Annotated in this window: 23 protein-coding genes, 1 pseudogene and 1 riboswitch; of the genes and pseudogenes, 13 read left to right on the top strand and 11 right to left on the bottom strand. The window is 61.3% G+C overall.

The window, feature by feature from the left end; translation table 11 throughout:
• Positions 1-378: 378 nt before the first annotated feature.
• The 11 genes from B3I26_RS26825 (at position 379) to B3I26_RS26775 (ending at position 7,792) form a co-directional block, all read left to right on the top strand.
• A complete protein-coding gene (locus tag B3I26_RS26825) occupies positions 379-717 on the top strand; it encodes a hypothetical protein (protein WP_296262363.1) in 339 nt (112 codons plus the stop codon).
• Positions 718-770: 53 nt separating this feature from the next.
• A complete protein-coding gene (locus tag B3I26_RS26820; RefSeq protein ID WP_296262362.1) occupies positions 771-1,913 on the top strand; it encodes a type III secretion protein HrpZ in 1,143 nt (380 codons plus the stop codon).
• Between the two features lie 39 nt (positions 1,914-1,952).
• The gene (gene sctI, locus B3I26_RS26815; RefSeq protein WP_296262361.1) at positions 1,953-2,327 is read left to right on the top strand and encodes a type III secretion system inner rod subunit SctI; all 375 of its coding nucleotides are present in this window, start codon (positions 1,953-1,955) and stop codon (positions 2,325-2,327) included.
• A gap of 9 nt (positions 2,328-2,336) precedes the next feature.
• Entirely contained in the window at positions 2,337-3,140 is an 804-nt protein-coding gene (sctJ, locus tag B3I26_RS26810; protein ID WP_296262360.1) for a type III secretion system inner membrane ring lipoprotein SctJ, read from the top strand.
• Positions 3,140-3,736, top strand: coding sequence for a type III secretion protein (locus B3I26_RS26805; protein WP_296262359.1), 597 nt, complete (start codon positions 3,140-3,142; stop codon positions 3,734-3,736). The genes sctJ and B3I26_RS26805 overlap by 1 nt, the downstream gene beginning before the upstream one ends.
• 40 nt (positions 3,737-3,776) lie before the next feature.
• Positions 3,777-4,355 (top strand): type III secretion system stator protein SctL, encoded by a 579-nt coding sequence (sctL, locus tag B3I26_RS26800; RefSeq protein WP_296262358.1) that lies wholly within the window; start codon positions 3,777-3,779, stop codon positions 4,353-4,355.
• Positions 4,356-4,477: 122 nt separating this feature from the next.
• Positions 4,478-4,702 (top strand): type III secretion protein, encoded by a 225-nt coding sequence (locus B3I26_RS26795; protein WP_296262357.1) that lies wholly within the window; start codon positions 4,478-4,480, stop codon positions 4,700-4,702.
• A complete protein-coding gene (locus B3I26_RS26790) occupies positions 4,689-5,120 on the top strand; it encodes a type III secretion protein (RefSeq protein ID WP_296262356.1) in 432 nt (143 codons plus the stop codon). The genes B3I26_RS26795 and B3I26_RS26790 overlap by 14 nt, the downstream gene beginning before the upstream one ends.
• Position 5,121: 1 nt before the next feature.
• A complete protein-coding gene (sctC, locus tag B3I26_RS26785; RefSeq protein WP_296262355.1) occupies positions 5,122-7,227 on the top strand; it encodes a type III secretion system outer membrane ring subunit SctC in 2,106 nt (701 codons plus the stop codon).
• Positions 7,224-7,430, top strand: coding sequence for an HrpT family type III secretion system protein (gene hrpT / locus B3I26_RS26780; protein WP_296262354.1), 207 nt, complete (start codon positions 7,224-7,226; stop codon positions 7,428-7,430). Before sctC ends, hrpT begins: the two co-directional genes overlap by 4 nt.
• 2 nt (positions 7,431-7,432) lie before the next feature.
• Positions 7,433-7,792, top strand: a complete 360-nt coding sequence (locus tag B3I26_RS26775) for a type III secretion protein HrpV (RefSeq protein ID WP_296262353.1) — start codon at positions 7,433-7,435, stop codon at positions 7,790-7,792.
• 75 nt (positions 7,793-7,867) lie between these two features.
• On the opposite strand, the gene B3I26_RS29020 is transcribed toward B3I26_RS26775, so the two are convergent.
• The 8 genes and pseudogenes from B3I26_RS29020 to B3I26_RS26740 all read right to left on the bottom strand — a co-directional run bounded on the left by B3I26_RS29020 (position 7,868) and on the right by B3I26_RS26740 (position 16,870).
• Positions 7,868-8,596 carry a methyl-accepting chemotaxis protein gene (locus B3I26_RS29020; RefSeq protein WP_409522102.1) on the bottom strand — a complete coding sequence of 243 codons (729 nt, stop codon included), beginning with the start codon at positions 8,594-8,596 and terminating at the stop codon, positions 7,868-7,870.
• A gap of 129 nt (positions 8,597-8,725) precedes the next feature.
• Positions 8,726-9,658 (bottom strand): annotated as a pseudogene (locus tag B3I26_RS29015) (cache domain-containing sensor histidine kinase); the annotation flags it as partial.
• Positions 9,659-10,015: 357 nt separating this feature from the next.
• The gene (locus tag B3I26_RS26765) at positions 10,016-10,804 is read right to left on the bottom strand and encodes an ABC transporter ATP-binding protein (protein WP_296262351.1); all 789 of its coding nucleotides are present in this window, start codon (positions 10,802-10,804) and stop codon (positions 10,016-10,018) included.
• Complete coding sequence (locus B3I26_RS26760) at positions 10,801-11,832, bottom strand: FecCD family ABC transporter permease (RefSeq protein ID WP_296262350.1); 1,032 nt, start codon at positions 11,830-11,832, stop codon at positions 10,801-10,803. The genes B3I26_RS26765 and B3I26_RS26760 overlap by 4 nt, the downstream gene beginning before the upstream one ends.
• Entirely contained in the window at positions 11,829-12,842 is a 1,014-nt protein-coding gene (locus B3I26_RS26755; protein WP_296262349.1) for an ABC transporter substrate-binding protein, read from the bottom strand. The genes B3I26_RS26760 and B3I26_RS26755 overlap by 4 nt, the downstream gene beginning before the upstream one ends.
• Positions 12,843-12,988: 146 nt before the next feature.
• A riboswitch (cobalamin riboswitch) is annotated at positions 12,989-13,180 on the bottom strand.
• Between the two features lie 173 nt (positions 13,181-13,353).
• The gene (locus tag B3I26_RS26750) at positions 13,354-14,076 is read right to left on the bottom strand and encodes an aspartate/glutamate racemase family protein (RefSeq protein ID WP_296262348.1); all 723 of its coding nucleotides are present in this window, start codon (positions 14,074-14,076) and stop codon (positions 13,354-13,356) included.
• A 21-nt stretch (positions 14,077-14,097) separates the two neighbouring features.
• A complete protein-coding gene (locus B3I26_RS26745) occupies positions 14,098-15,606 on the bottom strand; it encodes an NCS1 family nucleobase:cation symporter-1 (protein ID WP_296262347.1) in 1,509 nt (502 codons plus the stop codon).
• A 268-nt stretch (positions 15,607-15,874) separates the two neighbouring features.
• The gene (locus tag B3I26_RS26740) at positions 15,875-16,870 is read right to left on the bottom strand and encodes an aldo/keto reductase (protein ID WP_296262346.1); all 996 of its coding nucleotides are present in this window, start codon (positions 16,868-16,870) and stop codon (positions 15,875-15,877) included.
• Between the two features lie 180 nt (positions 16,871-17,050).
• On the opposite strand from B3I26_RS26740, the gene B3I26_RS26735 reads away from it, so the two are divergent.
• Positions 17,051-17,614, top strand: coding sequence for an ATP-dependent Clp protease proteolytic subunit (locus B3I26_RS26735; protein ID WP_296262345.1), 564 nt, complete (start codon positions 17,051-17,053; stop codon positions 17,612-17,614).
• 52 nt (positions 17,615-17,666) lie between these two features.
• Positions 17,667-17,843: a hypothetical protein gene (locus B3I26_RS26730; RefSeq protein WP_296262344.1), complete on the top strand. Its 177-nt coding sequence runs from the start codon at positions 17,667-17,669 to the stop codon at positions 17,841-17,843.
• A gap of 78 nt (positions 17,844-17,921) precedes the next feature.
• On the opposite strand, the gene B3I26_RS26725 is transcribed toward B3I26_RS26730, so the two are convergent.
• The 3 genes from B3I26_RS26725 to B3I26_RS26715 form a co-directional block, all read right to left on the bottom strand.
• A complete protein-coding gene (locus B3I26_RS26725; RefSeq protein WP_296262365.1) occupies positions 17,922-18,116 on the bottom strand; it encodes a general stress protein in 195 nt (64 codons plus the stop codon).
• Positions 18,117-18,264: 148 nt separating this feature from the next.
• Positions 18,265-19,023 carry an endonuclease/exonuclease/phosphatase family protein gene (locus tag B3I26_RS26720; protein ID WP_296262364.1) on the bottom strand — a complete coding sequence of 253 codons (759 nt, stop codon included), beginning with the start codon at positions 19,021-19,023 and terminating at the stop codon, positions 18,265-18,267.
• 134 nt (positions 19,024-19,157) lie between these two features.
• Positions 19,158-20,372 carry an MFS transporter gene (locus tag B3I26_RS26715; protein ID WP_296262343.1) on the bottom strand — a complete coding sequence of 405 codons (1,215 nt, stop codon included), beginning with the start codon at positions 20,370-20,372 and terminating at the stop codon, positions 19,158-19,160.
• Positions 20,373-20,639: the final 267 nt, after the last annotated feature.

Below are 20,639 nucleotides of genomic sequence, written 5' to 3'. Positions count from 1 at the left end.
GGTTTTACTACCGCTGCGCGGTAGATCGCGGGCAAGCCACGCTCCTACGGTCTGCGGCCAGAAGCAGAGGCCGCGATCTTCATACCCTTATACCTCCATACCTTTATCCTGATCGTTCCACGCTCTGCATGGTAACGACGACCAGGACGCTCTGAGCCCAACCTGTGGTGGACGCGGAGCGTCAGGGGATGCGTTCCCAGAGCTACCAGCGACGCCCCGAATAACAGATATACACACCGCACCAACATCCAACGCTCACCGATACCCCCTGAAACCGCCACAGACAATTAATTGAACAACCCGCGGAACCGATCTTGCCCTCGATGCCACCCATCAGCACCAAGCACTTTCGCTGGTGATTACCCAGGAGTACACAACATGCCCGGTATCAACCCAATCTCCATGGCAGGTAATTTGGCTAACAGCATGATCAGCGGCGGTGGCCAGGCCGTTCAGCAGGGCGCCAGCGCCCTCACCAACGTCAAGCAACAAGGCCAGATCGCCGACAGCTCCGCCCCATCGCTGGCCGAGAACGCCCAAAGCGCAGCTACCGCCAAGTCCGATGCCAGCTCTGCACGCCTGATCGCGATGCAGACCGACGCTGACATCCGCAAACAAACCAACGACGTGCTCAGCGCCATCCGTTCCGGCAAGGAAGACAGCTCGAACAAGGCAATCAGTGCCGAGGCGCAAAACGCCAAAGGTATCAGCTACTGATCACTCAGAGCGCCCCCTGAGCAAGGGGGCAACCCCCAAACGTTGGAGGTTCCATGCTAAGTCTCAATGCCAGTGTCAACCCCCTGCAGAACACCCACATCGGCACAGTGGTATCCGGTGGTTCGGTCGGCGGCCAGCAGGGTACGCAGCAATCGCTTAAGGATGTCATCGACAAGCTCGCCCAGGCGCTCACCAAAGACGGCCACCTGGACCAGGACTCGCCTTTGGGCAAGATGGTCGGTGAGCAAATGAAGAAAATGAACCCCCTGGCCGCTGCACTGGGTGGTGACTCGGCGGACGGGATCAAGGCTGCCTTGGGCGAGGTCATCAAAGACAAACTCGGTGACAACTTTGGCGCCGCGGCAGATTTCGGCCTGGGTGGCGGCACGAGCGGCGGGGCGGGCAAGTCTGATCTGATGTCACAAGTGCTCAATGGGCTGGGTAAAGCTTCGTTGGATGACCTTCTGAGCAAGCAGGGTGATGGAACGAAGTTTTCTTCCAGCGACATGCCGCTGCTGGACAAGGTCGCGCAGTTCATGGACCAGAACCCGAGCAAGTTTCCGGCACCGGACTCAGGCTCCTGGAAGAACGAACTCAAGGAAGACAACTACCTCGACAAGAGCGAAACCAGTGCCTTTCGTGCGGCATTGGACATGCTCGGCGGTCAGCTTGACCAGCAACAAAGCGGCGTGAGCGACGCAGGCACTGCCGGCGGTACGCTGGGCGGCGATGCCGTAGGCGGCAACGAGCTGAGTGACGATGCATTAAGCACCGACCCTTCCGGCGGCCAAAGCGCGCTGAGCGGCAACCCTGCTCAAGACCTTGGGCAATTGCTCAGCGGCCTGCTGCAACAGGGCCTGAACGCAAGCGTTGGCAACGGTGGAGGCAATAGCGTGGGCGGCGGTCTGGGTACGCCGATCAATGACCCTTCGCAACAGTCGACGTCGGGCAATAGCGTCACCCAGGACTTGGGGCAGTTACTCAGCGGCCTGATCGAGAAGGGTCTGCAGGCCAGCCAGAACGGCGGTGCTGCAGGGGGCGGTGCTGCTGGTGGCGGTGGTGTCGGTGCTGCCGGTGCTGCCGGTGGTCAGCACAATCCGTTGTTCGCCCAGCACGATCTGCAGAACAGCTTGAGCCAAGCCGCCAACGCCATCGTTCAGGCATTGACCGGATCGAGCACTACCAGTCTGTCCTGATCCAGTCCTTCGTATCGACCCGTCTGCCGGAGAACACCCGTGACCGTTTCCACTATCAATCAACTCAAATCGTCATCCCCCGATCTTGAGCAGCATCTTGATCAGGGACTGGTCAGCGGGCCTTCGCAGGCGGACGTCGATCTGTTCAACGCCGCCCTGCGTCCGGACATGGCCGTGCAGCAGAGCCATCTTTCCGATCAGATTGCCAGTGCCTTGTCCGAGCGACTGGGCACGATGGACAAGTTCTCCCAACAGGCGGCGCGCAAGATGAAAAAAGCTTCCAGCACCGACGATCCGCTGGAGATTGCGCAAATGAGCCGTTCCTTGTCCCAGTATTCGCTGCAAATGGCGTTGACGACCAAGGTCGTTAACAAGAGCGCTCAGGCGTTCGACAAGCTGACCAACCTGCAATAGAGGTTCGCCGTGAACTACCTGACTGCCGGTCTGCTGTGCCTGATGCTGCTGCTCGGCGGATGCAGCGACGACACCGACCTGTTCAGCGGTCTGTCCGAGCAGGATTCCAATGATGTGGTTGCCAGCCTTGCCGATCAGCACATCGACGCGCGCAAGCGTATGGAGAAGACCGGGGTGGTGGTGACCGTCGCCACGGCGGACATCAACCGTGCCGTGCGCATCCTGGATGCCGCCGGATTGCCCCGGCATTCGCGTACCAGTCTGGGTGAAATCTTTAAGAAAGAGGGGGTGATTTCGACCCCGCTGGAAGAGCGCGCCCGCTACATCTATGCGCTGTCCCAGGAGCTGGAGGCCACGCTATCTCAGATCGACGGCGTAATCGTGGCCCGAGTGCATGTGGTGCTGCCCGAACGGGTAGCGCCGGGTGAGCCGGTGCAGCCTGCTTCGGCGGCGGTGTTCATCAAGCACACCTCGGCGCTGGATCCGGACAGCGTGCGCGGGCGGATTCAGCAGATGGTCGCCAGCAGCATTCCGGGGATGTCCGGCGAGCCGCTGGATTCGAAGAAATTCGCCATCGTTTTCGTACCCGCAGCGGAGTTTCAGGACACCGAGCGGCTGGTCAATTTCGGCCCGTTCCTGATCGACAGTGCCAATCTGGGATTCTGGAAAACCCTGCTATGGGTCGCACCGTTTGCCGGCGTGCTGTTGATTGCGTTGCTGGTGCTGATGCTGCGCGGAGACTGGCGCGGCGCAGTGCTGCAACGCTTCGGCCTGCGTCGCGGCGAGCGTACGAGCATGCCGGTGCGGGTCTGATGCACGATCGCGACGCACGCTGGATCCAGTGGTGGTGCGCGCCCTGGCAATCGGCGCACCCAAGCTGGATGGCGCTGTTCGCCGAGCGCAGTGGCTTGCCGGTGGTGGACGCGCAACAACTGTTGCGCGGGCGGCACGATGCCTTCCTGCAGAGCGTCGGTATTACCCCGAGCCAGCCTCCTGAGCCGCCTGCGTCCTGGGTGCAATGGTTAATGCTCAACGCCGATCAGCAGCGGGAAGCGCTAACGCTGGCCGGCAGCATTTGCCTGGGACCTGCTGCAAACCGGCCCGTGTTGATCGCTGACGATCAATCGCGAGCAGATCGGTGGCCTGAGGAACACGCGTTGCGCCATGAAGCCTGGTGCCGTTCCGTGGCCAAGGCGTTGCGTCCCGGTGTCTGGCTCGCTCCCTCGATTAACGACCCGCGCCTGCTGCTGGCTGCGTGGGCAGGAGAGGCATGCTGGTCACGACTGCGCCTGAGCTGGGCGCCTGATGAGATTCAGCAAAACGCTATTGAGCCCCCCGTTGCCGAGCTGCCGCCGAATAAGCTGCAAACCCTCTGGCAGTCCGTGCTGTGGCGCGTTACCAGCGCCTGACTCGCTAATCCCGTACCGACCTTCTATCAAGGAGCCCGACATGCTCGCCAAACGCAGCCTCTCCCTGGGGTCCACCACGGTGCTGGCCGAGACGCTTCTGCGCCGCCAGGACATCGCCGACCTGCAGCTGGCGTCCGAGGTGCTTCGCGATGCGCACCTTGCGGCCGGGCAGATCCTTGCAGAGGCCCGCGAGCAGGGGCAGCGCGAGCGGGATCAGGCCCACGTGCAATTCTGGGAAAACGCCAATGCCTTTCTGCAGGACCTGGCGCAGCAACGCCAGGCCTTGCAGCGCGAATCCATGCTCGCGGTGGAAGCGTTGCTCAACGCTGCCCTGGCAAGCTTGCTCGACGACACGACGCTGGCCGAACGCACCCGGGCTCTGGTCCGTCATCTTGCTGCCAGCCAGCGGCTTGAGGCGGTTGCAACGCTCAGCGCTCATCCGGACGTGCTCGATGATCTGCGCCAGTGGCTTGATCAAAGCCGTTTCGCCGAACACTGGCAGCTCAAGGGCGACCCATTGATGGCGCATCATACCCTGCGCCTGAGCGACGCCAATGGCGCGTTCGATATCGACTGGGCCAACCTGCGCAACGGCCTGTTGGGCGAGCCTGCGCGGTGATGCACACTGCCTGAAAGTGCCTTGAACAGGGTCTTGCGAGCGTTTTTTTGTCACAGCGCAGGGAACCGTTGCGCAGGCTGCTTCCACTCAGGGGATGAACCCTCATGTTGGAGTCGCCATCGATGATCAGTTTCAAATCCCTGCAGAACCATCTCGATCACACCTACAGCCGAGCCCAGAACGACATGGACGACGCCGCCGAAACCGCCTCGGAAAGCGGCACCATGGAAGACCTTCAGGCATTCAACGATGCCTCGCAGCAGACCAACATCGCCAACATGATCCTCAACGAAGGATTGCGCGCCAAACACGGCATTACCAAAGCGATCATCGATGGAATTCAGTGAATTCAACGCGATCCTCGCGCAGTGGTGTGAGCAGCGTCCGCTCACGCCGCTCGATTGCTGGATCGACGATGCCAACGCGCAACTGACGGTGCTCGCAAACGGCGTACGCATCAGCCTTGATGTGCTTGACCCCTATGACGGCAGCGATCCGCAGCGCCTCGAGGCGTTGCTCGGGCAGGGCGGCGCGAGCGTAGCGTGTGCCTGCTCCGGCGCCCTGGCGATCGATCCGGGCAGTCGCTGCGTGGTGCTGATCAGTTGGCTGGCGAACCCGTGCAGCCAGCTTGACCTGCTCGATCGGCTGGAGCAATTGGCCAATCAACGCGCCGCGATGCTCAGCCTGATGCAAACCTCCATGCGCCACGCCGCGGCTTCCTCGTCGCCCCGCGCAACCCTCAAAACCTGGCAACCGGGAGTGTGAAATGCGCAAGGCCTTTATGTGGTTGCCTCTGCTGATGATCGGAGTCGCCACGCCCACGCTGGCGGCGGTGCCCGATGCCTGGAAACACACGGCTTATGCCTATGATGCGCGGCAGACCGATCTTGCCACTGCGCTTCAGGATTTCGCCAAGGAATTCGGCATCGGCCTGGACATGGCGCCGATTCAGGGCACGCTCGACGGCCGTATTCGGGCGCAGAACCCGCAGGAATTCCTCGACCGGCTGGGGCAGGAGCACCACTTTCAGTGGTTCGTCTACAACGAAACCCTGTACATCAGCCCCACCAGCGAACAGACCTCGGCGCGCATCGAAGTGTCCCCGGAAGCGGTGGATGACCTGCAGCAGGCGCTGTCGGACGTCGGCCTGCTGGACAAGCGCTTCGGCTGGGGCGCGCTGCCCGATGAGGGCGTGGTACTGGTCCGAGGCCCTGCCAAGTATGTCGACTTCGTTCGCAGCTACAGCAAAAAGGTCGAAGCGCCTGAGAAGGCCGAGAAGCAGGACGTCGTGGTCTTGCCGCTCAAATACGCTAACGCCGCCGACCGCACCATCCGCTACCGCGATCAGCAACTGACCGTGGCCGGCGTGGCGAGCATTTTGCAGGAACTGCTGGAAAGCCGCTCCCGTGGCGAGTCGATCAACGGCGTGAATCTGGTGCAGGGGCAGGGCAGTACTGCCAACGGCATGTCTGGCAATAATTCCTCTGCGCTGAACTACGGTGGTCTCGAAGGCGGCGGCTTCGACACCGGCGCGCTGGAACAGGGCCTGGATCGAGTGCTGGGTAGCGGCGCAAAGCGCGGGGCAGGCGCTCGTGACAGCACCGGCGGGCGCTCGAAAATCCGGGTCAGTGCTGACGTGCGTAACAACGCCGTGTTGATTTATGACCTGCCCAAGCGCAGGGCCATGTACGAGAAGCTGGTCAAGGAACTGGATACGCCGCGCAACCTGATCGAAATCGATGCCGTGATTCTGGATATCGACCGCAACGAGCTGGCGCAATTGTCCAGCCGCTGGAATTTCAACGCGGGCAGCGTCAGTGGCGGCGCCAACCTGTTTCAGCAAGGCACCAGCTCGACGCTGTTTATTCAGGACGCGGGAAAGTTTTCCGCCGACCTGCATGCGCTGGAAGGCAACGGTGCAGCGTCGGTAATCGGCAACCCGTCGATCCTGACCCTGGAAAACCAGCCTGCGGTGATCGATTTCAGCCGTACCGAATTTCTCACGGCAACGTCCGAGCGTGTGGCGGACATTCAACCCATCACGGCGGGTACCAGCCTTCAGGTGATCCCGCGCTCGCTGGATAAGGGCGGCAAGTCCCAGGTGCAACTGATCGTCGACATCGAAGACGGCCAGATCGACACTTCGAACATCAACGAAAACCAGCCAGCGGTGCGCAAGGGCAACGTCAGCACCCAGGCGGTGATCGCCGAACATGGCTCGCTGGTGATCGGCGGTTTCCACGGGCTGGAAACCACCGACAAGGTCAACAAGATCCCGCTGCTGGGAGACATTCCGGTGATCGGCAAGCTGCTGTTCCAGAATCGCAGTCGCGAGTTGAACCAGCGTGAGCGGCTGTTCATCCTCACCCCGAGGCTGATCGGTGATCAGGTCAACCCGTCGCGCTACGTGGAGATCAGCAACCCTCACGACGTGGACGACCAGATGAAGCGCATCGGCCAGCGCCGCGATGGCGGTGAGGAGCCGACCCGTGGCGATGTGCAAAGCGCCTTCACCCAACTGCTCGACGGCGTGGCACCGGTGGGGTTCAACAGTGGCGAGACCTTGCCGTTCGAGGCTGACAGCCTGTGCGATCCGGGCGAAGGGCTGGTGCTGGACCGGCAGCGCTCGCAATGGTTTTCGAAGAAGGATTGGGGCATCGCGGTCGTAGTGGCGCGCAATACCACGGGCAAGCCGGTGCGAATCGACGAGAGCCGTTGTGGCGGACGCTGGGTGATGGGTGTCAGCGCCTGGCCCCATGCGTGGCTGCAACCGGGCGCTGAGAGCGAGATCTACATCGCCGTGCGCCAACCGCAGGTTTCGACCAAAGCCAAACAGAACCGACCTTCGCTGCTCAAGGGGGCAACACGATGAACGCACGCGTGTACGTCATTTTGCTTGTACTGTTCGCCACGCTGGGCGGCTGCGCGAGCCGCTCAGGTTGCGCGGGGTACGCTTACAAACGCCCGGATTCCAATGATCGCGAGCTGGTGATCTGGTGGCCGCAAGACATGCGCCAGGGGCTCGACGAGCGTGATCATGAGCTGGATTTTACCGTTGTGCCACTTAAGGATTGAGCATGATTCGGGTATCGGAAAAAGCAGCGTTCTATGCGCATGTCGCGGCCGAACGCGCGGCCATCTGGCCGGTGGCGACGGGGGTGGCCTTCGTCAGCCGACGCGAACACCGCGACTGGGGCATTGCCCTGCACATCGAAGGCCGCGCGCTGCGGCCCGAGCAATTGCGTGACGCGCTGGAGCGTCGGTTTTCCCAGGTGGAAATGTTCAACGACTATTTCCTCTTTCTGGATGTGCAGCGCGACTTCGTGGTCTGGCATGCGGTGCCGGGCGCTGCTGAATCCGCGACCAGCCTGGACAGCATCCGCCAGCACGAGCTGATGCTGGCGGGGCTGGATCATTTGAGTGACGTGGGGCAATGAGCGCGGTCACCTGACGTGCGGCTGGCCTGTGAGCCTCGCGCGGGGTGAACAGGCGTACGCCCCGCGAGGCCGGAATCAAGTCTTGAATCGGCGTACCAGCCCGTCCAGTTCGTTGGAAAGGGTCGCCAGGTTCTGTGCGTCCCCGCGTGCCGAATCCGCCAGATCCGCCACCCGCTGCGCGTCGCCGTGTATCTGGTTGATGTGACGATTGATGTCTTCGGCGACCTGATGTTGCTCTTCGGCGGCCGTGGCGATCTGGGTGTTCATGTCGCGGATCACGTCGACCGACTCGCGTATCTGCCCGAAGCTGCTGCGTGCTTGCCCGATCTTGGCAACCGATTGCTGCGACACGTCCAGGCTTGCGTGCATCTGCTGCGCGACCGAGGCGGTGCGGCGTGCCAGATTGCCCAGCAGCGCGTCGATTTCCGCAGTCGAGTCCGAGGTGCGCTTGGCCAGCGCCCGCACTTCGTCGGCCACCACTGCAAAGCCACGACCCTGTTCACCGGCGCGAGCGGCTTCGATGGCTGCGTTGAGCGCCAGCAGGTTGGTCTGCTCGGCGATCGAGCGAATGGTGTTAAGAATCGACTGTATGCCGTTGCTGTCTTTTTCCAGCTGCGTCATGTCATTGGCCGAACGGGAGAGTTCGGCGCTCAACTGGTCGACGCTGTTGACCGCATCGTCAATTTGACGCTGACCTTCACGGGCCTGGCGCTGACCGCTGTCCGCCGATTCTGCGGCTTGACTGCAGGAGCGTGCGACTTCATTGGCAGTGGCGACCATTTCATGGAATGCCGTGGAGACCATGTCCACCGCCTCACGCTGACGTCCTGCCGCTTCAGCCATATCGCTGGAGACGCGGGTTGAGTTGGCGGAGCTGTCGAGAATCCGGGTGGCGGACTGGCTGATGTGCTGAATCAGCCCGCGAATGGCCGTCAGGAACTGATTGAACCAGTTCGCCAGTTGCGCGGTTTCATCCTTGCCACGTATGGACAGGCTTTTGGTCAGGTCGCCTTCACCCTGGGCGATGCCCTCCAGGCCGCTGGCGACGCTGCGAATCGGACGCACGATCAGCGTGGCAAAGCTGGCGCCGAGGATGGCGAAGACCACCGCCAATACGGCTGCGATGATCCCGATCAGCCAGGTCAGTCGTGTCGCCGAGCTCATGACTTCATCCTGCTTGATCAAGCCGATGAAGCTCCAGCCCAGTTGATCGGAAGGGAACACGTTGGCCATGAAATGCTCGCCATTGATATTGACTTTGATCAGCCCGGCTCCGGCTTTTGCCAGGTCACTGAAACCATCGCCCAGCTCGGCGAGTGTCTTGAAGTTGTGCTCGGGCTGTTTGGGGTCGACCAGCACCGTGCCGTTGTTCTGGATCAACATCAGATAGCCGCTTTCACCGAGCTTGATCTGCTTGACGATCGCTGTCAGCTGCTTGAGGGAAACGTCGATATTGACCACGCCACCGGCGTTGCCCAGTGCGTTGTTGACGGCGCGCACCGTGCTGACCAGCACCGCGTCGTCACCGGCCCAGTAATAGGCTTCGGTGCGCAGGGTCTTGCCGGGGTTGGCTTGGGCGGTCTTGTACCAGGGGCGCTGGCGAGGATCGTAGCTGGCCATTTTCGGGTCGCCGGGCCAGAACGCATAACTGCCGTTCGCCAGCCCATAGGACACGTAAGAGTACGCCGGATGACTCTTGGCGATGCTGGCGAAGAAATCGAACAGTTGTTTATCGACATCGGACTGTGGAATATCCGGAGCCTGGGCCGTCATGTAGCTTTTCACGCCTTCCCCGGCACCGGTGACCAGCGGATGGGCGGCCAGGTAGTCGACGTTCTGGCTGATGCCTTCGAAGAACAGCTGCATCGCATTGCTGACCTGGCGTATTTCCCGGCCACTGCTGTCGACGAAGCTGCTCTCGGCATCGTTGCGCAGGTTAATGATGACCAGCGCGGCGACCAGGATGATAGGCAGGCAAGCGATGATCGCGAAGGCCCCGGTCAGTTTTTGTTTGATGTTCATTGGCGCTCCTGATTCGTTTTTGTAAGTCACGCGTGGGATTTCGCCGATGGCAAAATCGATCAGGGCAATGCGAGGGATGCAAAAGCGTCTGATGGTATACCGTACTCGGCAGGCAGAAGGATTTCTTGAGCCTGTCCAAGCAAGGTACTGCAAGCAAAACCGGGCGTTTACTGCATGCTCGTGCCCGCCGCCGGCGCTGGATCAGCGTGTGCGCAACCTCAGGATCTGCGTACCATCGAACGGGTCCGTCAGCCAATGTCCTAGAACACCGAACGTCTCGCTCAGTCGCTCAGGCGTCAGCACCTCCCGTGGCGAGCCCAGCGCCACCAATCGCCCCTGATCCATGACCGCCAGACGGTCGCAAGCCAATGCCTGGTTGAGGTCGTGAAGCGCAATCACGGTCGTCACAGGCAACCGATGCACGAGTGTCAGAATCGATAGCTGCTGCTGGATATCAAGATGATTGGTGGGCTCGTCCAGCAGCAGAATCTGCGGCTTCTGAGCCAGCGCGCGGGCAATGTGAGCGCGTTGCCGTTCACCGCCTGACAGGGTGTGCCAGGCGCGCTCGCGCAGTGCTTGCAGGTTTACGTCGCTAATAGCCTGGTTGACGATGCGCGTGTCTTCCTCACTCCAGGGCGCCAACGCGGACAGCCAGGGTGTGCGGCCCAGCTCTACGGCTTGCAGCAAGCTGATTGAATCGCTGGTTTCGGCATGCTGTTCCACCACCGCCAGCCGTTGCGCGATGTCGCGGCGGGCAATGCTCGACAGGCGCTGACCCTGCAGCAACACATCGCCCGCACTGGGGGCCAGCAGCCCGGACAGCAGCTTCAACAGGGTCGATTTGCCGGAACCGTTGGGCCCGATGATGCCCAGATTTTCCCCGGGCCGGATCGCCAGGCTGACATCGTTGAGCAACTGCGCGGCCTTGACGCGGTAACTGAGGTTGACCGCGCTGAGCACGCTGGTGATCTGATCGGTTCGCGCATTCATCGGGTGCGATTGCCTCGAAGCAGAATGAGGGCGAACACCGGGGCACCGACCAGCGCAGTAATGACGCCAATGGGCAGCACCTGACCCTTGATCAGCGTGCGCGAGAGCACGTCGGCGGCAATCATGAACAGCGCACCGCTCAATGCACTCAGCGGCAAGACCCGCGCGTGGCGCACGCCGGCGATCATGCGCACGGCATGGGGAATCACCAGCCCGACGAAACCGATGGAACCAACGATCGATACCATCACGGCCGTCACCAGCGCCGCAGTGGCGATCAGAATGGCTTGCACCCGTCGCACCGCAATGCCCAGCGAAGCCGCCGAGTCAGCGCCAAAGGTGAAGGCGTCCAGCGCCCGACGATGCCATAGGCACACCAGCAGCCCTGCGATCACCACCGGTACCGAGAGCATGACCGAGGTCCAGCGCACCCCGCTGAGATTGCCCAGCAGCCAGAACATAATGCCCCGAGCCTGCTCGGCGCTGGCCGATTTGGTGATCAGAAACGAGGTCAACGCGTTGAACAGCTGCGAACCGGCGATCCCGGCGAGAATGATCTGCCCGGCAGCGGTCTGTCCTCGCGATGAGCGGGCGAGCAGGGCGACCATGGCAAACGCTGCAAGGGCGCCGACGAATGCGCCGGCGGACAGCGAAATGGCTCCGGCGCCCAGGCCGATGATGGCCACCAGCACCGCCCCGGTGGACGCTCCCGCAGAAATCCCCAGCAAGTAGGGATCGGCCAGTGCGTTGCGCAGCAGCGATTGCAGCACCACACCGCAGATCGCCAATCCGGCACCGCAGGCCGCCGCGACGATGACGCGGGTCAGGCGGTAATTCCAGACGATGCCCTCATCGATGGGGTCCACCGCCAGGCCTGCGGCCCATAGTTTGTTCGCCAACACCTGGAAAATCACCGGCAGGCTGATGGTCGTCTCGCCGATGGCCACGCCAGCGAGCACCGCCATCAGCAGCAGTGCGCTGATCCATAGAGCGTGCAATACATGCCCCGGCCATTTTAGCCGCTTCATTTGTTGCCGATGGCCTCAGCCAGCTGTTCGATGCCATCGAACAGGCGCACGCTGGATTCCATCGCACTGGCGTCCATGATCACGATGCGGTTGTTTTTGACGGCCTCCATGTTGCGGGTCACCGGGTCAGATTTGAGAAAGGCCAGTTTCTTCTCGTGATCGTCTGCCGGGAAGCGACGACGATCCATGCGTGCGATGACCAGTATCGTCGGGTTGGCCTTGGCGATGGTCTCCCACCCTACGGTTGGCCATTCTTCATCCGACGCGATGATGTTGTGAATACCCAGTGTGTCGAGCATGAAGTTGGGGATGCCTTTGCGTCCGGCCACATAGGGGTCGACGTTGATGTCGGGGCTGGAGAACCAGAACACTGCCGAGACCTGGCTTGCATCATGTATTTTTGCCCGTTCGACGGCCTTGGCCAGCCGCGCCTTGTAACCGCTGATCAAATGCTCGCCACGCCCCTCGACGTCGAAGATCTGCGCCAGTTGGGCAATGCTTTTGTACAGGGAGTCGATCCGGAAGGCTTCAAGGCGAGTGCCGTCGGCACCGACCAGGTTGTTCTTGCTTTCGCAATCGGACGGCAGGATATAGGTCGGGATTTTCAGGTCGTGAAACTGCTGACGGGTACCCACTGCGCCCTGCGGGCCGACCATCCACTCAAACTGCACCGGGACGAAATCCGGGCGCTTGGCAATCACCGACTCGAAGCTCGGTGCGTTATCGGCCAGGCGTTCGATCCTGTCGTTGGCGGCTTTGAAGGGCGCCAGCACGTCGTTGAACCACAGCGAAGTGCCGATCACCTGCTGGCTCAGGCCCAGCGCGTAGAGCATTTCGGTCGCGGCCTGGCCGATGGTTACGGTCTTGTACGGCGCGTGGGTGAACGTCAGCGGTACGCCACAGTTATCGACGGTCAAGGGATAGTGCGTCGGCGCGGCGAGTGCTGCGCTGGACAACGGCAGACCGACAAGCAAAGCGGTTAACAAGGTGACAGCGCGGCGCAACGACATCGAGGACTTCTCCCGTGAACCTGAGTGGGGACCGAACAGGTAATGGAAAGCACACCCTGATGTGTCGCCGAATAGGCGAGGCAGGCGCCAGCACTGGCGAAGGGCGGCGGCGCACACGGGAGTCCTTCCCGGACACCCCGCCGGTGGATGATTGATGCGTGCCGGCAGGTCTCCTGACTGGCGCGTCACAGCCGTGCTTCGGCCTTCCCGGGAGTGACCCAGTGGCGTACATGAAGCAAGCTCAGCGCCTACAGTTGCGGGGACAGTTCCGTTTGAGCCGTGAAGGCTCGCGGATTCCCTATTAATTCCGTGTGGAAACCGGCGGCGGGGATACTAAACGATTTGCCGGGCAGGGGCGAATCCTCGAACAGGCGATGGGCGCGCAGCTTGCTCGCGATCTGCGGCGAAGCAGTCGTAAATCCGATGACGGCGCCGTTGCTGACACCGTGCATTTCTTCGCATCAGATCGCGAGGTAGATCGCTGTTACACCCTGCGGGCGGAAGCGGTCCTTTACAGGCTGAACGGCCAGCCGATCACCTTCTTTGGACGTGGCGTGGCATAGGTGCGGACTTTGGAGGTCTTAAGGCCCAGACGCACCAGTGATTCGGCCAGTGCGACCGCCGCGGTCACGCCATCGACCACCGGGACCCCGGCGCGGTCACGGATCAACTGGTCGAGTCCCGCCATGCCGCCGCACCCCAGGCAGATCACTTCGGCCTTGTCCTGAGTCACGGCCTCCACCGCTTGTCCAGCAATGGCCTGGAGTGCGCGATCGGGCATTTCTTCGAGCTCCAGCACGCTCATGCCGCTGGCGCGCACCGATGCGCAACGCTCGAACACCCCCGCCAGTTTCAGCCGGTCTTCGATCAACGGCACGGCGCGGTCCAGCGTCGTCACCACCGAATATTTGTGCCCCAGCAGCATGGCAAGGCTGGCGGCCGCTTCAGTGATGTCCACCACCGGCACCTCCAGCAACTCTTGCAGACCCTCGCGACCGTGCTCGCCATAACCAGCCTGGATCACCGCGTCGTAGGGCTGGTCGTAAGACAGCACGCGGTCCATCACGGCAATCGCCGCCAGGTAACTTTCGAAATTGCCCTCCACCGACTCTGCGCCGAAGCGCGGGGTCAGGCCGATGATTTCGGTGCCGGGCGAAGCGACGCTGCGCGCCTGTTCGGCGATGGTCCGGGTCATCGACTCGGTGGTGTTCACGTTGACGATCAAAATACGCATGGGGAATGTGCTCGCTTGCGATCAATGCTGGATATCTTGCACGGCAATGGCTTGGCCACTGACATCGTTGAAGGTTTTACGGCGGTCGGCCAGCAGCAGGTACAGCGCCGCGCCAATGGCCGCGCCCATCAGCCAGGAAAACGGCGAGACCGATTCGAATGCCGGTACCAGGGCAGTAATGATCGAAATCAGCGCCGCCGGAACAAACGCCCACACTGCCCGCAGATTGACCCCGCGAGTGTAGTGATAGGCCCCGGCCGGGTCTTCGGTATACAGCTGGGGTACGTCGACGCAACCCTTGCGCAGCAGCCAGTAGTCGGCGGTGATCACGCCATACAACGGGCCGAGCAGGGCGCCCAGGCCTGATAGAAAATACACGATCACCAGCGGGCTGTTGTAGAGATTCCAGGGCAGGATCAGTATCGCGATGGTCGCGCTAAGCATTCCCGCGCGGCGGAAAGTCAGGTGGCGCGGCGCAAGGCTGCTGAGCACGAATGCCGGGGCGACGAAATTGGCCATGATGTTCACCGCCACCGTGACGATCAGGAACGCCATGCAGCCGAGCACCAGAAAGAAGGTGTTGGGAATGGTCTTGATGATGTCGGTGGGGCTTTGGATGACCTGGCCATTGATCGAGAACTGCGCACCGCAGATGACTACCGTGATGAACGCAAACAGCAGCACGTTGACCGGCAACCCCCAAAAGTTGCCTTTGCGAATGGTCTTCTGGCTGGGAGCGGACCGGGCAAAGTCGCAGAAATTCAGGATCAGGGTACCGTAGATCGCCAGCCACAGCGCGCTGCCGGCAAAAATGCTCCGCCACATCTGCACACCCTCCAGAGGCGCACCGGTGGACCAGGCAATCTGCCCGTGCGCCTGGGTGAACATCCAGACGGCAAGGCTGGCCACAGTCAGCAAGATCACCGGGCCAGCAAAGGCTTCGTAGCGTCGCACCATCTCCATGCCATAAGCGAGGATGACGAATTGCACCAGCCAGATGCTGACGAAACACACCCAGCCCAGACTCGATAAACCCAACCACATGTCGTGATCGTAACTGTCCAGCGCCGGGTCCAGCGCGGTGAGCAATACCCTCAGTACCACCGAAGCCAGGTAGGTCTGGATGCCGAACCAGGCAATGGCAATCACCGCGCGGATCATGGCGGGAATCTGCGCGCCAAAAATACCGAAGCTGACGCGGCTGATCACGGGAAATGGCACCCCGGTCTTTTGTCCCATATCGCCGGTCAGGTTCATGCACAGGTAGACCAGGACCGCGCCGATAGCCAGTGACAGCACAATCTGCCAGCCGCCGAGCCCCAGGGCATAGAGACCGATGGCAAAGGAATAATTGGCAAGATTGTGTACATCATTGGTCCACAGGGCAAAGATACTGTATCCACCCCAGGTTCGACCTTCCAGGCTGCTTGGGGCTAGGTCGGGATTATAAAGGCGAGGACTGAGCGCCGGTTGGTCGATGGCGGGTGCAGACACGGCAAGGGCTGGATCAAGGGCGTGGTCAGCGGTCATGTTAGACAATCTCCGGCGCTATTTGTATTTGTTGTTGTATACAGTGCGCAGGCAAGACTAACGGAAATGACAGTTGAGTCAACGCGAAGATTACAGACGGCAGGACGTTTTGTGGATTTGACCGGTGCGTCCGGCTGCCATTGGCGGCTGTCGCATCGATTGCCAGCCACTTTCAAGGTGTAGCCGCCCGGCTTGCCAGCGGTGAGGACAGCCTCATCACTGCCGACGGCGAGCCGGACTGCTACTGCCGGGGGATAGAGCGGTTATCTCAATCCTTCATCGGCACCGGGGCCTGTGCGGCGATGAATCCCTGATCGCGCATGGCCTGCCAGAAGCCGTCGGGCACCTGGGCGCTGAGCGCTGCAAGATCTTCTGCGATTCGCGAAGGACGACTGGCGCCCGGAATCACCGCTGCCACCAGCGGATTGGCAAGGACGAACTGCAGCGCCGCCGATTTGATGTCGACCTGATACTGACGCGCAATTTCCTGGATGTGCGCGACCTTGTCGAGCATCGCCTGGGGCGCTTGCTGATACTCAAAGTGCTGACCACCGACCAGCACGCCGGAACTGTAAGGCCCACCAACAACGAATTCGGCGTTGTGCTCACGGGCCTTGGCGAACAGGCGTTGCAGCGGCTGGTCATGGTCAAGCAACGAATAGCGCCCGGCCAGCAGGAAACCGTCGGGCTGTGCTTCACTCAGATCCAGCGTCAGTTCACAGGGCTCGACCCGATTCACCCCCAGACCCCAGGCCTTGATCACGCCTTCCTCGCGCAACCGGGTGAGGGTGCGGAAAGCGCCTTTGCGGGCGACGTTGAAGTGCTCGATCCATTCATCGCCGTGGGCGTCCTGGGCGACGTCGTGGACGAACACGATGTCCAGACGATCAGTGTCCAGGCGTTTGAGGCTGGCGTCGATGGAGCGCATCGTGGCGTCGGCCGAATAATCGGTAAGGATCTTGTTCTTCAGTCCTTCGGTGAACGGCCCGCTGCGTGCCTGAGTGTCGAGCTCATCGCTGATCAGCCGGCCGATCTTGGTACTGAGGGTGTATTCGTCACGCGGCACATGGGCCAGCGCCTTGCCCAAACGTTGTTCGGACAGGCCGGCGCCATAAATCGGCGCCGTATCGAAGTAGCGAATGCCTTGGTCCCACGCCGAGCGGACGGTCGCAGCGGCTTCTTCTTCGCTGATGTTGCGGAACATGTTGCCCAGGGGCGCGGCGCCAAAGCCGAGGCGGCCGATGATCTTGTCGTGCAGACTCATGAAGGTGTCCTGTCTGGCGTTATGAAGGGCCGGATGCGCGCTGTTAAGTCAGCGCCCGGTGTTGTGTACTGATCGCCCATTCAAACAGGAGTTCGGCACGCGGCTGCCCTGCAACTTTTACCGGGCGCGGGCTTTCCAACGCCTGAGGCCGCGCAGATAAACGCGAAAGGAGGGCCGTCAATGAGCGAACACATCGTCCATTTCCACTGTGGAATCGATCAGGGCACCACCGAGCAACTGCGCGATCGTTGCCTTGAGGCTCTCGACAAGGGGGCGACCGGGCTGCTGTTGAACCTGTCTACGGCAGGCGGCAGCACTGCGCTGGGGTTTACCCTCTACAACTTTCTAAAGTCGCTGAACGTGCCGATCCGTGCGCTCAACAGCGGCAATATCGAATCCATGGGCATCGTCATCTTCCTGGCTGCGCAGGAGCGGATCGTCTGTCCTCATTCACGCTTCCTGATTCACCCGATGAGCTGGTATTTCAATCAAAGCTCGGTGGATCACTCACGTATCCGCGAATACCTGCGCAGCCTGGACAACGACCTGCAGCGCTACGTCAACATTTACTTGAGCGAAACCGAAGGCGCTGCGCATCCGCTGGACATCGCCCGCTGCCTGTCGTCTGAAGAGAAGGTCATACGCGCCGAAGATTCCCTGGCCAGCGGCATTGCCCATCGGGTTGAACAATTGCAGTTCGCAGAAGGTGCCGTGCACTGGACCGTCAACGCAAATCAGGTGTGATCAAGCCACTCAACGTTGTGAAACAAGCCGCCTCAATCATAAGGAACCTGCCATGTACGCACAGTCGCATCACCGCATGAACGCTATCGGTCTAGAAAAGGGTGACCCACACCCAAGCGAGGAAAGCGCAGATGTGGACGTGGATGTCGATAACGATCCGGGTAACGAGGATCCGGGTTCACAGTTCGACCGCGACGCCACGGTGCCGCTGATCGCACCGGATGAATGAGGGCTGTGTGTTTCAGACACGAAAAAGCGAGAACTCAGGTCCTCGCTTTTTGCTGATCAGCTGAAATTCAGCGCTGCATCAAGAGCTGCGGCCTGCGCCGCCTTTGGACGGGGAGTTGCCTTTTTTGCCGCTTTCAGTGGCAGTGGACGCTTTGCCTTTACTATCAGAAGCGTTATTGCCCCCCGACGCCTGACCGCCTTTTTTACCTGCCTCGGAGGCCTTTTCACGATCGTTTGCGAAGTTGCCAGAGTTCGATTTTCCGGTATTAGCCATGATCACGTACCTCTTGTTGTTGGATGGGCGAGTCCAATGGCCCGCACTAGATCGGATGAATCAAGCGGCACTTGGTTTAGAGAATCAGGGCACTACCGGACAAGCGGCGTAATGGCTGAACGTCATCGGGCCGCGTGGCAGCCCCCATTCACATATGAACTTCCACTGCCAGCGGCAAATGATCGGACAGGTGCGTCCATGGCCGGGTCCCGAGGATCTTGGGGTCATGGCTGGTGGCGTTGCGCAGATAAACCCGGTCCAGTCGCAGCAGCGGAAAACGGGCGGGGTAGGTTTTCGCCAGCCGTCCATGACTGCGCTCAAAGGCTTCATGCAGATAGCTACAGCGCGCCAGGCGTTTGTTACCTTGCAGCTGCCAGTCGTTGAAATCGCCTGCGATCACCACGGGCGCGTGCTCGGGCAAGGAGTCCAGCAGCGTGCAGAGCAAATCCAGCTGCAACTGCCGATGGCTCTCCAATAGGCTCAGATGCACACAGATTGCATGCACTTGCTCATGCCCTGGCACCTGCAACACGCAATGCAGCAGCCCACGGCGTTCCGGGCCAGTGATCGAGATATCAAGATTGCGGTGCTCCAGAATCGGGTACTTGGAAAGGATCGCGTTGCCGTGATGTCCCTCGGGGTAGACCGCGTTGCGGCCATAGGCGAAATCGCTCCACATGCTGTCGGCGAGAAATTCGTAATGGGACGTCTGCGGCCAGTCGTGGTAGCGGGTGGCGTGGCGATCATGGCCACCGAGCACTTCCTGCAGGAACACCAGATCGGCACCTGTGCTGCGCACGGCCTCGCGCAGCTCCGGCAGGATGAAGCGTCGATTAAACGCGGTGAAGCCCTTGTGAGTGTTCACGGTCAGCACGCGCAGCTTGTGCACTTCGCGCGTGCCCGCCATGTCCGCGGGGGGAATATTGATACCAGAAGGGTCGCAGGTCACACGCACGCTCCTTTTGCGAGGGATGTGTTAGCTCCGACCGGGCCGACTCGGGGCAGTTCAGCTTTTCGTGCGGCGCGGTGTGCAGGGTTCGCTCACACCCGCGTGTCTACGGTAGGGCGTCGCGACAACAACAGGGTCAGCCCCAGCGCAAGGATCGACAGCAGCGCGGCGAAGAAGAAAATCCAGCCATAGCCCATGCCCAGCGCAATCGCGCCCATCAACGGCCCGGCAATAGCCAGCGCCAGATCGAAAAACACCGCGTAGGCGCCAAGACCAGCGCCGCGGCTGCTGTTGGGCACCTGTTTAATGGCCTCGACGCCGATGGCCGGGTACACCAGCGACAGGCCGAACCCCGTCAGCCCTGCTCCAATCAAGGCCACCGTGGTGTTGGGCGACAGCCATAGTGCGACCAGTCCAACGGTTTCCACCGACATGCAGGTGATGGCCGAGCGGAAGCCGCCGAAGCGGTTGATAGCGTTGATGAAGAACAGGCGGGCGACGATAAAGCAAATGCCGAAGACCGTCAGGCACCAGGCCGCGCCTTCCCAGCCGCGGCTGACGTAATACAGGGTGATAAACGTGGTCAGCGTGCCGTAGCCGATGGACGACAGGGTCAGGCTCAGGCCGTACGGGGCGACCCGGCCGAACACCGACCAGAACGCCATCCGCTCCCCGCGGACCACCGGCACCGGTGGCTTGTTGCGGATCAGCAGCAACGCACCGATCGACAGCCCGGCGAGGACCACCCCCAGGCTGACGAAGCCTAGCGCATCAACCATCACCACACCCAGGGGCGCGCCGATGGCGATGGCGCCGTAAGAGGCGATGCCGTTCCACGAAATCGAGCGTGCCGTGTGTTCAGCCCCGACCTGGCCGATACACCAACTGATGGTGCCGACGCCCACCAGTCCCTGGGAGCCGCCAAGGATCAACCGGGCAACGACCAGGATGATCAGGCTGATGTTGGCAACGTGCTCCAGCAACACGGCCAGCACCGTCAGTACACCGCTCAGGGCGATCCCGACCAGGCCGTAGACGATGGCGCGCTTGGTGCCGATGGTGTCACAGATCCTGCCCGCCACCGGACGGCTAAATAGCGTGGCCAGGTATTGCGAGCCGATGACCAACCCGGCCACCACGGCGCTGAAACCCAGCTGGTTATGCACATAGCCGGGCATGACCGCAATAGGCAGGCCGATGCACAGGAAGGCGATGAAGGTGTAGAGGACGATGGAGACGATTTGCAGGGTGATTGCCATTGAGCTGGCATTCGGAAGCTGCGTAGTGGGCGGCAGGGCGGCGGACATTGGACTCTTCGCAGGCGCGGTGGGAGTGCGTCATCATCGCCCGTGATGAGCGGAAATGAAAGCAGGCTAATGATTTAATCGGGGTGTGAATCGTTGGGTATGCGCAGGCATTACCTGGAAAAGCCCTGATCGACCAAGGGGCCTTTGTTCCCGGATCGCCACCTGCGTTCGGCCTGCACCCGAGTCGCGATTTTTCTCGTCCGGGCTTATGTGCGCGGTATCAACAGCAGATGCAAATGCAGAATGTGTGATCGTTCCCACGCTCCG

Source organism: Pseudomonas sp. UBA5706, assembly GCF_002419965.1.
GTDB lineage: Bacteria > Pseudomonadota > Gammaproteobacteria > Pseudomonadales > Pseudomonadaceae > Aquipseudomonas.
This window is presented reverse-complemented; position numbering and strand designations above follow the sequence as displayed.

Excerpts from the sequence above, each read along its gene's own strand:
- B3I26_RS26825 (WP_296262363.1), top strand. The coding sequence starts at position 379 with ATGCCCGGTATCAACCCAATCTCCATGGCAGGTAATTTGGCTAACAGC.
- B3I26_RS26765 (WP_296262351.1), bottom strand. The coding sequence starts at position 10,804 with ATGAATGCGCGAACCGATCAGATCACCAGCGTGCTCAGCGCGGTCAAC.
- B3I26_RS26745 (WP_296262347.1), bottom strand. The coding sequence starts at position 15,606 with ATGACCGCTGACCACGCCCTTGATCCAGCCCTTGCCGTGTCTGCACCC.
- sctL (WP_296262358.1), top strand. The coding sequence starts at position 3,777 with ATGCTCGCCAAACGCAGCCTCTCCCTGGGGTCCACCACGGTGCTGGCC.
- B3I26_RS26760 (WP_296262350.1), bottom strand. The coding sequence starts at position 11,832 with ATGAAGCGGCTAAAATGGCCGGGGCATGTATTGCACGCTCTATGGATC.
- hrpT (WP_296262354.1), top strand. The coding sequence starts at position 7,224 with ATGAACGCACGCGTGTACGTCATTTTGCTTGTACTGTTCGCCACGCTG.
- B3I26_RS26755 (WP_296262349.1), bottom strand. The coding sequence starts at position 12,842 with ATGTCGTTGCGCCGCGCTGTCACCTTGTTAACCGCTTTGCTTGTCGGT.
- B3I26_RS26820 (WP_296262362.1), top strand. The coding sequence starts at position 771 with ATGCTAAGTCTCAATGCCAGTGTCAACCCCCTGCAGAACACCCACATC.
- sctC (WP_296262355.1), top strand. The coding sequence starts at position 5,122 with ATGCGCAAGGCCTTTATGTGGTTGCCTCTGCTGATGATCGGAGTCGCC.
- B3I26_RS29020 (WP_409522102.1), bottom strand. The coding sequence starts at position 8,596 with ATGGTCTCCACGGCATTCCATGAAATGGTCGCCACTGCCAATGAAGTC.
- B3I26_RS26715 (WP_296262343.1), bottom strand. The coding sequence starts at position 20,372 with ATGTCCGCCGCCCTGCCGCCCACTACGCAGCTTCCGAATGCCAGCTCA.
- B3I26_RS26795 (WP_296262357.1), top strand. The coding sequence starts at position 4,478 with ATGATCAGTTTCAAATCCCTGCAGAACCATCTCGATCACACCTACAGC.
- B3I26_RS26725 (WP_296262365.1), bottom strand. The coding sequence starts at position 18,116 with ATGGCTAATACCGGAAAATCGAACTCTGGCAACTTCGCAAACGATCGT.
- B3I26_RS26740 (WP_296262346.1), bottom strand. The coding sequence starts at position 16,870 with ATGAGTCTGCACGACAAGATCATCGGCCGCCTCGGCTTTGGCGCCGCG.
- B3I26_RS26730 (WP_296262344.1), top strand. The coding sequence starts at position 17,667 with ATGTACGCACAGTCGCATCACCGCATGAACGCTATCGGTCTAGAAAAG.
- B3I26_RS26790 (WP_296262356.1), top strand. The coding sequence starts at position 4,689 with ATGGAATTCAGTGAATTCAACGCGATCCTCGCGCAGTGGTGTGAGCAG.
- B3I26_RS26735 (WP_296262345.1), top strand. The coding sequence starts at position 17,051 with ATGAGCGAACACATCGTCCATTTCCACTGTGGAATCGATCAGGGCACC.
- B3I26_RS26775 (WP_296262353.1), top strand. The coding sequence starts at position 7,433 with ATGATTCGGGTATCGGAAAAAGCAGCGTTCTATGCGCATGTCGCGGCC.
- B3I26_RS26720 (WP_296262364.1), bottom strand. The coding sequence starts at position 19,023 with ATGGCGGGCACGCGCGAAGTGCACAAGCTGCGCGTGCTGACCGTGAAC.
- B3I26_RS26805 (WP_296262359.1), top strand. The coding sequence starts at position 3,140 with ATGCACGATCGCGACGCACGCTGGATCCAGTGGTGGTGCGCGCCCTGG.
- B3I26_RS26750 (WP_296262348.1), bottom strand. The coding sequence starts at position 14,076 with ATGCGTATTTTGATCGTCAACGTGAACACCACCGAGTCGATGACCCGG.